Here is a 13,884-nt window from a genome sequence, read left to right as displayed (position 1 = left end):
AGTTTCATCCGCCGTGCTTACGGTGTATACTATACTTCTATGAAATGGAATTTGGATTTTTACGCAGAAAGGTTGAAAGACATGTCAACTCGCATCCCCTTACGTCAGCTATTTCTTACTGTTTTATTAGCCTTTATGTTATCGATTTTATCCGCCTGTGCTGATGGAGAAGCCCATCTAACGGTGAATATGGATGGATCAACGGATCTGGATCTCAATCTCAATGTAAAGAACTCCGCTCTTGGAAAAATTGGACAAGACAATCTCATGCCTCTGATCGCAGATGCATTGAATCGAAATAACTTCCAGGCAGAGGTTTCGGAACAGGGCGATCAGAAGCAACTCACAGCGACCACTCATTTTGAAAAAAACAATACGACCCGCTTTGATACATCCGAGTTACCACAAGGGATCAAAGTTGAACAATCAACTTCACCCGGCTTCTTCACTTCCAAGATGCACATTACAGCAGAAGCCGATCTCATGGAGTCCATGCCCGATGGTGAGATCAAAAATCAAATGAACAAGGTGCCTAGCTTTCTTAAAAACCTCTTGTTAAAAGATGTTAACTTTGACTTTAAGTTGTCTTTGCCCATCAAGGCAGCCGATTCCAATGCAGATCAGGTGGAGGATGGCGGAAAAACGCTTATTTGGCACGTTTCCCCCCTCCAGATGAATAAACTGGATCTGACTGTACAGGTTCCCAATATCCGGAACATCATCATCATTGCAGTCATTGGCCTATTATTAATCGTTGCTCTGCTCATTTGGTTTTTTGTTCGTCGCAGACGGGCCAGACAGCGCCATAGTGCAAGATCACATCACGGAAAAAATTAATTCCTTCACACCAATTTTATTTGTGACTTGCCAAACGGTGTTATGGATAGTAGAATACATCCGTACTGTGTGAACGGTTAATTTTTTCATTAAGCAAAGCTAAAGAGGTGACAGGTTTCATGAATATCCGCGAATGCCCACTACCTGGTATCGGAGTTAAGTACCAGTTTGATACAAAGGGCGGCCATCAGTTAGTCATTATTGTGCATGAGGACGGACGCCGTGAATTATTCTCCGTTGATCCACAAGACAACGAAGAACTCACTCTGATTGCAGATTTGGAAGATGACGAATGTGTGACTCTCTCCGGTTTAATCGGAGGCTGGTCGTAAATGACAGAATAACCTGTACCTTGAATTCAAGGCACAGGTTATTTTTCTGTTACGTTACCCTTTGAGAGCGAATATATGGAACCCATGTATTCAGTACGCGGCTAATCTCCGTGGAATGAAACGGTTTGCTGATAAAGTCCTGCATCCCGCATTTCAGACACTCCTCACGGTCACCAGCGCCTGCAAAAGCTGTAATCGCTGCAATAACCGGTATGTCTGGGCGGCTCTGTCTGATGTGGCAGGTCGCTTCAATCCCATCCATAACTGGCATTTGAATATCCATAAACACCAGGTCATATTGAACCTGGTTCAATGAATCGACGGCCTGTGCACCATTCTCAACGATATCACAGACTCCGCCAAACTTGCGCAGCATCTCCTCCAACAGATGACTGTTGACCGCTTGATCCTCAGCAATCAAAATTTTGATGTCATGGGCAAGACTAGCCCGATCCAATTGCAATTCCTCATTCGTGGTGATTTCAATCGGGTCAATACTTTCCTCTAACCACCGCTCCACTACGAGGGTGAACTGGAATTCTGCCCCCTCACCGATCTCACTCTGTACGCCAATCGCTCCGCCCATTAACTCCACCAGTTTTTTGCTGATCGCAAGGCCCAGACCTGTCCCGCCAAACTTACGATTGATGGCCGGATCAAGCTGTGAGAAGGATTGGAACAATTGATGCTGCTTTTCTATTGGAATGCCGATCCCCGTATCTCTCACCTTAAAGGTCAACATCAGGTTATCCTGACCATGCTCATCTGAGTAATCAGCACCTACGCTCACCTTAATACGGCCCTGCTCTGTGAATTTAACAGCGTTACCCACCAGATTAATCAAAATCTGCCGGATTCGTGTCTCATCCCCTCGAATGCGTTCAGGAATGTGATCCGACACTTCACAATAGAGTTCAATATTTTTCTCTGAGGCCTTCAGTGCAAACAGCTCGATCACCCCACCCAACATCGTCTTAATATCTACAGGTGCGCGCTCAAGATCCATTTTGCCTGCTTCGATTTTGCTGAAATCCAAAATTTCGTTCAAAATGTACAACAGGGATTCGCCGCTATCAATCATGATTTCCGCAAAACCTTTCTGTTCATCATCCAGCTCGGTTTCCATTAACAGATGGGCCATGCCCATGATGCCATTTAATGGCGTACGAAGCTCATGACTCATGATGGCGAGAAACTCGGACTTTGCTCGGTCTGCATCCTCTGCTGCTTCTTTGGCACGTATGATGTCCTTAACAGATGTCATATCACGGAAAACCATCACTGCTCCGCGGGTTCTACCCTGATCAATAATCGGCTTCAACTGGAACTCCGCCAGGAAACTTGACCCATCCTGCCTCCAAAAAACGGATTCGGTACGCGGCAGACCTCGTCCCTCACGAACAGCCTGTAGAATGGGTGTATCCTTGGATGGGTAAGGGATACCTTCGCTCTGCATCTGGATCATCATCTGTTCAAGAGGTTTGCCGTTCATTTCACTTGGACAGAAGTTCATGATCTCCGCAGCGGCCGGATTGGCAAAGTTCAGATTCCCTTCCAGGTCCAGTCCAATAACACCCTCAGACATGCCATTCAAAATCAATGCCCGTTCATAACTAAGATTTTCGATTTCTTCGACATAACGTTTGGACTCTGTAATGTCACTGGTAATCCCATAGACTCCTACAACTTTTTCCTCAAGTATAATAGGAACATTAATCACATTGGTTTCAATTCGCTGTCCATTTTTGTGGATCAAGCCTATCTCGTAGCTCTGTGCAGTGCCCTTCACCGTTTCCTCAAAATGATATCGAGTCTTCTCCAGATCCACAGGATCAATGAGGTGATCAAAAGGCCGACTGAGCAGCTCCTCCTTGGTGTGTCCTGTCAACTGTTCCTGACCCATATTGGCTTTCAGCAAATTCCCTTCCAGATCAAGAGAAGCCACACCTAGGGGATTACAGTCAAATAACGATCTGTACTCCTGCATGCTTAACTGTTGTTGCTGGCTGGCTGTGATATCCCGTGTTACGGCGACGATCTCCATCAATTCACCTGCACTGTCATATACATAGTGTGTAATTGTATCTGCCCATACCGTAGATCCATCCTTATGTAACAGGCGATAACTGATCCGTTTGGGAGCCAGCCCCTTTCTCTGCTCTTCTACGTACGCTTCAACCAAAGGCACATCCTCCGGATAGATAACAAATGTTCCCGGCTTACCTATAATTTCTTCTGGCTCATAGCCCAACATGTTTTTACATGCATTCGATACATATTTAAATGTACGACTGGAATCGGCATCATGTATTGCAATCAGGTCCAGTGAAGACTCCGCGAGCAGGCGAGAGATGCGACTGCTCTCTTCCAATTGCTTACGTTGCACAATGAGGATTTCCTCTGCATCTTTTTGTTTCGTAATATCAGCAGCTTGTACGAGCAGATACAAAGGTTCACCACTCGTTTCATCCCGTACGATGCAAGCTCTAATGGTTGCCCATAATAACGAACCGTCCTTGCGTTTCAGGCGAACCTCCGTCTCGTACATCTCACTTGTTTTATGGGTCATTTCCCAGAATTTGCTGCGGAATTCCTCCATGTGCAGATCTTCTTCGTAGATCATATGTACAACTGAAGTATCGAGCAGTTCATCTTCACTGTATGCAAGCATCTCGCAAAATGCAGGATTAAGCTGCAACCACCGTCCATTTACATGCGATGCGACAGCAATGCCGATTGGTGCGTGCGTATACAATTGTTCGAACAGAGATCGGCTCTCTGTAATGGATTTCGACATTACATGTCCTCCTTTATAAGAATCTGAATGTATTCCGTATGAATAGATCGACCTGAACATAACTTCATCTATAGAGTACTACCCCAAATGCCCTGATTGATAAACGAGATCGGACAAAATTCCTGCATGAATCGACATTTTTAATTTTGGATGCTGACAACTTTCATTATGTACATACCAATTCGAACACATCACGTCATATACTACACAATACCCGTGCTCTCCCGATTATACAATGTTGAATATTCGAATAGGAACGGAGGTTATGGATCATGATCATTGTCGCAAATCAACCCGCCCTGCTGAACCGTTCGGAATGGTCTGATTTTGAATGGTATTGGTTACAGCAACTACAGGATCGTCCTACAAGGTATGTGTACCAATCCATGGATCATCTTCGTTTTGAGTGGGACTTGAGGGGCTCTCTCGTGGATGCAGCGGAAGGATTGGATCGAAGCGGTGTGAGTTTTGCATCCTTTGAAAAATCCAGATGTAATCCTGCCTACTGGAATCGTAATGCGGAAGGTGGGTTCGAGCTAAGATCAAACGTGACCCCCGCCGACGGTATCCGGGATATCTGGAGGAATGGACACTTATATGCCTTTGAATGTGCAACAGCTACCGTTATTGTGCTGTATGGTGGCGTGCTGGGAAGCATTCGCGAAGACGCCTTTAATTCCCTGTTTCGAAATCTGTTACTCTTTGACTGGCATTATGACAGTGACCTGCGATTAACTGAAAAAAACGGTAGTGAAACCGCCCTGCCAGGAGATGTGCTGTATTTCAAAAATCCGGATGTTTCTCCGGAAACCCCCGAGTGGCAGGGAGAGAATACGTTCATGTTGCGTGAGAACTGGTATTATGGTCATGGCATTGGTATTGCACGCGGCGAAGAAATTATACGTACCCTGAATCAGTTCCGCGTTCCAGGTAGCCGGGTCTCCGCCTATTTAATGGATATGGTGATCTATCCGGACTTCTTTTATTTATCCCGATTCGCCAAAAACAGCCAGAATAATATGGCCGCTGGTTCCACGCCTGTATTACCTGGGCAGTTATATGTACGTCTTGGTGGCAGCCGTTATTTACGCAGCTGAACTACTGGAACAGAAACGGCTTTTGCATTAAATTGTGAACAATACCTCAATCCAAGTGATGACAAACAAGCCCAATACAGCAGCAGTTAGCCTGCCACCTCATTGGGCTTTCTTTACATCTAAAAGATCATTACTGTATCGACATTCCTTACCTTTGTGCTACATCGAGGATCGCTCCTGGTGGTTTACGCATTAGGGTCCAGTTGCACAACAACCTGTTTACCACTTACCTGAACACCTGTCGTTTTGCTACCGAATTCAGCTAGCGATTTGCTCAGTTGTTCAGCCCACTCCTTGCCTGCAACTCCTTCTTTGGCTCCATGCACCTGGATGACGAGTTTTACCGAATCACCCTTCTTCAGAATGCGCTCAGCTTGAGATTGCTTCGTATCCCGGTCATGATCCTCCATCGCAAGGTTCAAGCGAATTTCCTTTACTTTACGTTTATCGGGGGATTTACTCGCTTTTTTCTTCGCCTGCTGCGCTTCCGCTTTGGCCGCTCCAGCTCCAATCAGCTTGCATGGCGGTGGACTTGTCATCAAGGACAAGCACACCAGATCTACTTTGTGCTGCTTCGCAAGTAGAAGTGCTTCCTGCGTGGACATGACACCCAGATCTTCACCATTCAGGCCGGTCAGCTGCACTTCGGCTGCTTTGATCTTTTCATTTTTGATCATGATTCTTCCTCCTCTACATCAAAAGCCTGTCCTGACCATTTACGGATCAGAGCAGGCTAGGATGGTGTTGCTACTTATTTGTAGTACATATCAGCGTACAACTACACCAATCGGTTTGATTTACAGTGTGTTGAATGCTTCCGTCAGAACTGGTACGATTTGTGATTTGCGTGATACTACGCCTTTCAAGAGCGCTCTGCTATCAGACAGCGTCACATTGTAGGCTTTCTCCACAGCTTTAGTGGATGTACCATATGCCAGAGCTACGGAATCGTTGTTCAGAATGTCTGTTACGACAAATACAAACAGGTCGAGACCTTTGCTGGAAATGATTGCTTCAATCGCTGCTTCAAGCTCAGGTTGCTTCACGAGAACATCGTTCACGTCAACAGCGTTAACCTGTGCAATTTCCACTTTGGATTGACCCATTACGAATTCTTTGGCATCCAGGGAAATCAGTTCAGCAATTGTTTTTTGGCTCAGATCCGCGCCGGCTTTCAGCATGTCCAGACCGTAGCTGTCTGCATCTACACCAGCAATGGCAGCCAGTTCACGTGCAGCGGCAACGTCCTGCTCTGTGCAAGTCGGGGATTTGAACAACAGGGAATCGGAGATAATGGCAGACAGCATCAGGCCAGCAATTGGTGCACTCACTTCGATGCCATTTTCTTTGTACATTTTATTCAAAATGGTTGCTGTACAACCTACAGGCTCTGCACGGAAATACAGAGGTCCGCTTGTCTCAAAGTTAGCAATACGGTGATGGTCGATAACTTCAACAACAGTTACTTCCTCAATGTCGCTTACACTTTGCTGACGCTCGTTGTGGTCAACCAGAATAACTTTGTTTACTTCATTTGCAGCGGTTTTAATCAGACGTGGTGCAGCAATTTTGAATTGATCCAGTGCAAACTGGGTTTCACCATTGACTTCGCCGAGACGAACAGCTTCAACGTCCTGACCCAATTTTGTTTTGAGATCCGCATAGGCGATTGCCGAACAGATCGTATCCGTGTCGGGATTTTTGTGACCGAAGATTAACGCTTTTTCCATATTCATAGCCCTCCGTCAATTCTGATTTATATAAGTTTAACCAAAGATGTTTACACTTGCCACTCCGATGACAGAATAACCTTCCGATCGCTGTTGTCCCCAGATTTTTTGATTCCCTTGTTAAAGCGAAAATCCAGTGATAAGCATACGCTTCCGATGCAGCTTTCTTTCAGAAAGCTTTCAGGCGAACGCTCCGCTTCTCCAGCTTTTTTCTGTCCTCTCCGTTCTCGTGTAAAAAGTTTAGTTGAACTTATATAGAAAATATATGTCATATTTTAATCACACCCTACTGATTATAGCGCTAATAAGGCTAAATTCCAATCCCTTTACAGCGAATTAATTGCAAATTATTCTCAGGCAAGTCATTTTGGAAAAATAGCTAAACTTGGTTCATTCCCCTCAAGTCGATATGATATGTATCCTATTTATTCCATCGTACAACCTTATAAATTAGCATACGAAATCTGATGTCCAACGAAAATATTAAATCTCAGGCTCTTCAGCGCTCTGCCCTTGCCGTACAAAAAAGGTCTGTAGACTGCCGTCTTCGCTAATCTCCAGCAGGTTCAATTGTGCTCCGTAGGCACAACCACCATCAATGCCAATTTTGTCTCCGCTCGGGTCAAACCAAATGCCTGTCTCATCATGCAAATGCTTCACGGGGGTGTGTCCAAATACGACCGTCTCTCTAATCGTCGTTGGTCTGGAATAGAATGATTCACGAATCCAAATAAAGTCCCGCTCGGACTGGCTTCTCCAATCCTCGATATCCGGGTTGATCCCGGCATGCACAAAAATATAACCCGGAATTTCGTACACCAGCGGAAGCTGTTCCAGAAAACGAAGATGGTGTTCATAGTGTGTACGTATCCACTTTTTGGCTTCAGCATAAGCTTCCCAATCGATCTGTTGCTCATCATAAGTAAGCTCCAGATCCAGATAACTTGCCATCGTCTGTAGTCCGCCATTACGAATCCAATGTTGATCATATTGCTCAACATCCTGGGTAAGCGCCTTCACCATCATGGCATCGTGATTGCCTTTGATCACCATAATATGGTGCTGTTGCTGAAGCTGCATAATCTGTTCGATGACCTGTTTGCTGCTTGGACCGCGATCCACATAATCACCGAGTAAAATCAATTCATCCTGCTGCGGATTATAATCTGCGAGCTTAAGCAATGCATTAAATTCATCGTAACAGCCATGAATATCACTAATGACACATCTGCGCATGTGAATCTCTCCTCTCCCTGATCACGCAAGAGTATAACCGGAACCTTGCATGAGCAAGATTCCAGTCTGTTTAGAGTAGTTATTCCCGCTTGCTTACCATTAGTCCTGCTTGAGTCCAAAGGCTTCAGCAATCAAGCCGAATGAGCGCAGACGTGCTTCAAACGAATGAACCGCTGATGCAATAATGACTTCATCTGCTTCATGGCGTTCTGCCATTGCGGTAATTTTGTCTTTCACCTGATCCGGTGTTCCCACGATGGAAAAAGAACGACGTTGACGGATCTGTTCCATCTCCATCGCTGTGTATGGATAGTTGTTTACCGTCTCCAGAGATGGGAAGGAACTTTGTTCAAGACCTCGTCCAAGGCGTAAGAAGAAAAGTTCATTGCTGCGCGCAAGTTCAGCCGCTTCTTCCTCTGTCTCCGCGCAGAATGCCGAGACAGCAATCATTGAATGTGGTTTGTCATTCAGGATGGACGGCTTGAAATGTCTGCGGTAATGCTTCATTGCTTCTTCGCCGCCTGGTGTACCGAAGAATTGGGCAAACGCATAGGACGTCCCTTGCGCAGCAGCAATTCTCGCACCTTCGGAGCTTGAACCCAGCAACCACACTTCTGGTACCGTTGGAACCGATGGTCCGGCTACCAGAGATGCAAACCGATGATCCTCAGGCAACTGCTCGTGGAAGTATCCGCCCAGATCCGCGATCTGTTGCGGAAAAAATTGTACATTCGATGATTTGCCTTCATTCAGTGCTCTGCTGGCAATTGGCATGCCTCCCGGTGCTCTGCCAATCCCAAGGTCAATCCGTCCCGGATGCAGAGCTTCCAGCAGACGGAAATTCTCTGCAACCTTATAGGCACTATAGTGAGGTAGCATAACGCCACCGGAACCTACGCGAATTCGATCCGTATGTGCAGCCACATGTGCAATCATAACTTCAGGACTGGAGAAAGACAGTGCACCACTACCGTGATGCTCCGACATCCAGAAACGGGAGTACCCCAATTGATCCGCATGTTGTGCGAGTTTCACCGTTTCCTGCAACGTATCCTGTACACTTCGTCCTTCATTGATATGTCCGTGTTCGAGTACACTCAGTTTCATATATATTCAATCCTCTCGTCTGTTAGGTTCATAAGAACTGTGAATATGAGATCTGCGAATATTACGCGCTTTTGCTCACTTCATTCTTGCTCATTCCATTGTAACATTAATTATTACAGTTTCAAACTTTAGTTATTCTCTTTATTACCACACTTGTGCAAGAAACATGCAAAAAACGCCACCAGCTTTTGAACTGGTGACGTTTTTGATCTGACCTATTGCAGAAAAATTGATTTATGGTTCACGTTTCGGTAACAACTTCACATACTCGTCAGACAGTTTCATCAGGCTGAGCACATGTTCATAATCGGAACGATACGGTTCCAAATCCGTTACCGGTTCATATGTTTTTAGGGAGTAGGCCGTTCCATCGTCAAAGCCCGCACCCGGGATAAACATAATATCATCGTTGACAAATGAACCTGTCGGCAAGTAATACCGGATACCGAAGGCATTGTGGTCCATGTTGAGCAAATCATGTCCGAAGGCAGTGAATTTCTCATCCTGAAGCGAAACACCCATCAAGTTCATAATCGTTGGCAACATATCCAACTGACCGCCTGGCTGCTCAATCACTTGCCCTTTGGTCTGTTTCGGCGTATGAATCATTAACGGAATGTTGAATCGACTTACTTTACCATCATAAGGGACGCCCAGATTGGCCTGAATCTGCTGTGTAATCTCTTCGTCAGCTGGCAGACCAAAGTGGTCTCCGTAGAGCACTAAAGTAGTGTTATCCCATAATCCGTTCGCCTTCAACTCATTAATGAGTTGACCGATGGCATAGTCCGTATAGTTGATTGCTTGCAGATAATCGTGAAGCAGTTTGTTCGTGATGGTCGCTGGAATCGTGATCCGTGCACGATCAGCGGGAACCGTAAACGGCGAGTGGCTCGATGCCGTTATGAACTGAGCATAGAACGGCTGATTCGCAGCCTGATGCGAAGTCATTTTTTCCATACCTACACGGTACAACTCTTCATCCGATGGCCCGAAGTCATTGAATCTGTCGTTTTTGAAGCTGGGCTTGTCGAAGTAACGAGTGAATCCGAGTGCCGGATACATCTTGTTCCGGTTCCAGAAGGTGACGTCATTGACGTGGTACGTCTCGGACTCATATCCCTCTTTTCCTAATAACTTGGGAAGACTCGGCAGTTCACGGTCACTATACCCTGCTGACATGGGAACAACTCCGGTTGGATAGATAGACGTGTTCGACATGAATTCAGCGTCTGATGTGTTTCCCTGTCCAATCTGTTGGAAAAAATGAGAGAAATAATAGCTTTCTTTGGCCAGATCATTCAGTACCGGTGTTAACTCCTGACCGTCTAAGGAAGCATTAATCGGGAAATTCTGAAAGGACTCCAGTTGCAGTACAATCAGATTACTACCTTTGGCCTGACCAAAATATTTGGCTTTCACGGCTGAGCCGTTACTTGGTTTATCCTGATACGGATACTTGCTAACCAACTCATTGATCTTGGCAATCGTTTCGTTAATGTTGCCATTCGCAATGGCCTCATTCTCTTTGCTCGTCAGAATGGCGGACGATACCTGATAGTTCAGGAAACCGAGATTCTCGGCCCGAACCAGCTCATTATCAATCGTTTCACCTTTGACGATAAAACTGCCAGACAGCACGATGCAGAATGCAGCGGTAAGCGCAACGCCGAGTTTGCCCCAGTAACGTCTGCGAATTCTACCAAACGTCAAACCGCTATCGCGGTAACTGATGTGGTTGCGCCCGCCAGCACGTCTGCGTATAATCAACCAAATTGGCAATGCCAGTACGATGTCTGCAAAAAACAGAAAGTGCTCCGGTCGTACCAGTGGTCCGATACTTCCCCTTACTTGGGCAACTTGCCCCAGCTCACTTAGCGCGGTATAGGTTGGTACCGAACTAAAATGGACGTTATACAACGTAGCCGCGAACAGCACCAGAGAAAACAGAATATTAAATCCTCCGTATACTGCTCGCTTCCAGCCTTTGGGCACGATCAGATCCAGCAGGCATACCACAGTTAGTACGCCTAATGCGTCAGTTAACAGACCGATGCCGGACAGACCCTGAAAAAAGAAATATCGCAGCAGTGACAGCTTCAGAAGCATTACAATGAATAACACGGCGAATAAGGTCCGTGATGAAGTTCGTTCATTTTTGGAATTATACATGGTCGCTTTCAACCCTTACCCTGAAATTTTACGTTCATTTTACAAAACGCATATTTCAGTATAACAGTTTTCTGGTTGCTATTCCATGGAAGTTCCGTGTAGGACAGGGTGAGCGTTACGCAATTGTAGAAATATCCGTGTTCTGTGTGTCTGCTCCCTCTCTCTGTGCCTTAATGGCTGCTTGTGCAGCAGCAATTCGTGCATAAGGGATCTGTTCAGGCAAACAACTTACGTAATCCAGTCCAATGCGGTGGCAGAACGTAATTGACTCCAGGTCCACAACATTTTCTCCACAGATCCCTGTCTTCAGATGAGGTTTTCGAATTCGACCTTGGACTACCGCCATCTCCACCAGTTGGCCGACTCCCTCAATGTCCAACACATGAAATGGATTATTCGTTACCATACGAGAGTCCGTATCACGCTGAAGGAGAAGGAGCCGCTTCTCAGCTTCATGGCGACTATATCCAAATGTCATCTCTGTCAGCTCATCCGTGCCAAACGAGAAAAAGTCAGCCTGGCGAGCAATGTGAGTCGCCGTCAGCGCCGCTCTCGGAGCTTCGATCATCGCCCCCACTCTATAGTGACAATGCCGCTTCTCTTCACCAAGCACCTGGTCCGCCACATGATCCACCAGATCTCTCATCACCTGAAGTTCATGCACATGACCGATCTGTGGGATCATAATCTCGGGACGTACCCACCATCCTTGTCGGATGCCTATCACCGCTGCTCGGAAAATCACTTCCAGCTGCATATCAACAATCTCCGGGAACACCGTACTCAGCCGACAAGCCTGTTGCCCCAATGTCGGATTATGTTCATGCAATTCACTGACTCTGCGAATTACGCGCTCCAGTTCCTCCAGTTCATTCTGATGGTCTTTTTGCTCCTGCCATTCCTCTGCTTGTAACCACTCGCGCCGTTTCTCCAACACTCCCAGATCCGGTAACAGTTCATGCAACGGCGAATCGAGCAAACGTATCGTTACCGGGTATCCATCCATCGCTTCGAATATTTGTTCAAAATCAGACTGCTGCATCGGCAACAAACGCTCCAAACCACGCCTGCGTTCAGATTCACTATCTGCCAAGATCATTTTTTGTACAAATGGTAACCGCGCAGGTGATAACAGCATGTTCTCCGTCCGGCACAGACCTATTCCCTCAGCCCCTAGTAGCCTTGATGTCATGGCATCCTGTGGATGATCTACATTGGCCAGTACCTTCAACTCTTTCACTTCATCAGCCCAATTGAGCAGTAGTTGCAGATCTGCTGATAAAAGTGAATCTGAGTTGTTATAAGCTGGACATTCATCATTAGTTACTGGCTGGATCTGTATGGGCAGATGTCCATTGCTCTCTTCGCTGTTAGAATCTGTGTAGTGTCGCTTCAACACTTCCGTGATATGCCCAGGTTGGATACGAAGAAGTGCATCCTCCTTGGTGATGAGTCCTTCATGGACAAAATCCACAGTACTCCTCAGCGTGGCTGTTGAGGATAATCGGGCGGGCTGGGTCTGCACAACATACAACGCGCCGGATTCAATCACAAAGGTGATTTCCTGCACTTCTCCCTTATGCGTCTCCAACTGGCTACCTATCTCCAGTAAACTTGTGTACAGCTCAGGTTGGTCTTTCCTTAAACGCTCCAAGCCGTGATCTGTTTGGCTCGCGTTCCCGGTAGGGACATATTGTCCTGTAATTCCCTTTTCTCCTGTAAGTGGGTTACACGTATATATTGTTCCGGCCCCGCTTGATTCTCCACATTTTCCATGTATCATCGTCTGTATAAGAACAGGAGCGCTTTGCTCCGAAGAGATGTAATATGATTTACGCACGATCTCTTTCTGAGATCTGGATGCTTCAACACACTGTGGATGATATACCGCACGTACTGCTTCATTGAATTGAAGTTGGACATCCTGTGGAAAAGGGCTGCGACCCTTCGCTTCAATTAAATATTTAAATTCGGTAATGATTAATTCAAACTCCGCTTCATCCCCATCCTTAACGTGGCTCGATATTTCTGTGAAAAATTCAGACGGAATTCCATGTATCAACTGTCCATATTCCTTTAAGTAATGAAGGTAACATTGGAGTGCATACAACCGATTACCGGTATGACGTGCGAGTCCTTCCACAGTGACATCATTCAGACCAACATTGAGCAGTGATTGTGTCGCAGTTGCTGAGGCTCGATCCTGGTCCGTACGTACCGCGAGTAATAGCGGATTCTCCGAATGTCCGAAGAACTTCCCGGTTTGCTGTTCCAGATGCCGGATCGCGTTAATAATCTCTTCCTCTCCTTCACCGGAAAGATGTCCAAGACGGGTACAGAACTCGCGACAGCATTCCGTTGTGACCACAAATCCGGCTGGGACAGACCACCCTGCATGGATAAGTTCTGCAAGATCAGCCCCTATACTGCCCATTAGCCCCTTCATCTCTGCCGTACCTTCTTCCAACAGAATTACCCGTTTTGTCATTACAGCTCTCCCATCCGCCATTCATGGCTATGCTTGAAGACTTCAATCCCTGCGTTACAGATCAGCCTTCATTCTAATGGTATGTCAC

Annotated in this window: 10 protein-coding genes; 3 read left to right on the top strand and 7 right to left on the bottom strand. The window is 46.2% G+C overall.

The window, feature by feature from the left end:
- Positions 1 to 81: 81 nt before the first annotated feature.
- Positions 82 to 837, top strand: coding sequence for a hypothetical protein (locus ACETMN_RS13175; protein WP_411736218.1), 756 nt, complete (start codon positions 82 to 84; stop codon positions 835 to 837).
- Between the two features lie 119 nt (positions 838 to 956).
- Positions 957 to 1,169, top strand: a complete 213-nt coding sequence (locus ACETMN_RS13170) for a hypothetical protein (protein WP_017688899.1) — start codon at positions 957 to 959, stop codon at positions 1,167 to 1,169.
- A 49-nt stretch (positions 1,170 to 1,218) separates the two neighbouring features.
- Here ACETMN_RS13170 and ACETMN_RS13165 read toward each other — a convergent pair whose 3' ends face one another.
- Positions 1,219 to 3,966, bottom strand: coding sequence for a PAS domain S-box protein (locus ACETMN_RS13165; RefSeq protein ID WP_411736217.1), 2,748 nt, complete (start codon positions 3,964 to 3,966; stop codon positions 1,219 to 1,221).
- A gap of 272 nt (positions 3,967 to 4,238) precedes the next feature.
- Between ACETMN_RS13165 and ACETMN_RS13160 the strand changes: the two genes are divergently transcribed.
- Positions 4,239 to 5,063, top strand: a complete 825-nt coding sequence (locus ACETMN_RS13160) for a protein-glutamine gamma-glutamyltransferase (RefSeq protein WP_091016920.1) — start codon at positions 4,239 to 4,241, stop codon at positions 5,061 to 5,063.
- A 185-nt stretch (positions 5,064 to 5,248) separates the two neighbouring features.
- Here ACETMN_RS13160 and infC read toward each other — a convergent pair whose 3' ends face one another.
- The 6 genes from infC to ACETMN_RS13130 all read right to left on the bottom strand — a co-directional run bounded on the left by infC (position 5,249) and on the right by ACETMN_RS13130 (position 13,796).
- Positions 5,249 to 5,740: a translation initiation factor IF-3 gene (gene infC / locus ACETMN_RS13155; protein ID WP_091031425.1), complete on the bottom strand. Its 492-nt coding sequence runs from the start codon at positions 5,738 to 5,740 to the stop codon at positions 5,249 to 5,251.
- Between the two features lie 120 nt (positions 5,741 to 5,860).
- Positions 5,861 to 6,793: a manganese-dependent inorganic pyrophosphatase gene (locus ACETMN_RS13150; protein WP_076330830.1), complete on the bottom strand. Its 933-nt coding sequence runs from the start codon at positions 6,791 to 6,793 to the stop codon at positions 5,861 to 5,863.
- Between the two features lie 483 nt (positions 6,794 to 7,276).
- The gene (locus tag ACETMN_RS13145) at positions 7,277 to 8,029 is read right to left on the bottom strand and encodes a metallophosphoesterase family protein (protein ID WP_100528824.1); all 753 of its coding nucleotides are present in this window, start codon (positions 8,027 to 8,029) and stop codon (positions 7,277 to 7,279) included.
- A gap of 99 nt (positions 8,030 to 8,128) precedes the next feature.
- A complete protein-coding gene (locus ACETMN_RS13140) occupies positions 8,129 to 9,136 on the bottom strand; it encodes an LLM class flavin-dependent oxidoreductase (RefSeq protein WP_036670607.1) in 1,008 nt (335 codons plus the stop codon).
- A gap of 234 nt (positions 9,137 to 9,370) precedes the next feature.
- On the bottom strand, positions 9,371 to 11,308 hold the full coding sequence (locus ACETMN_RS13135; protein WP_411736216.1) for an LTA synthase family protein: 1,938 nt from the start codon (positions 11,306 to 11,308) through the stop codon (positions 9,371 to 9,373).
- Positions 11,309 to 11,423: 115 nt separating this feature from the next.
- The gene (locus ACETMN_RS13130) at positions 11,424 to 13,796 is read right to left on the bottom strand and encodes a putative PEP-binding protein (RefSeq protein ID WP_411736215.1); all 2,373 of its coding nucleotides are present in this window, start codon (positions 13,794 to 13,796) and stop codon (positions 11,424 to 11,426) included.
- Between the last annotated feature and the right edge of the window lie 88 nt (positions 13,797 to 13,884).

It is taken from the genome of Paenibacillus sp. M2, from assembly GCF_046713495.1.
Lineage (GTDB): Bacteria > Bacillota > Bacilli > Paenibacillales > Paenibacillaceae > Paenibacillus > Paenibacillus amylolyticus_B.
Note: the sequence above shows the minus strand (reverse complement) of the source record. Positions and strands in the feature narration are given on the sequence as shown.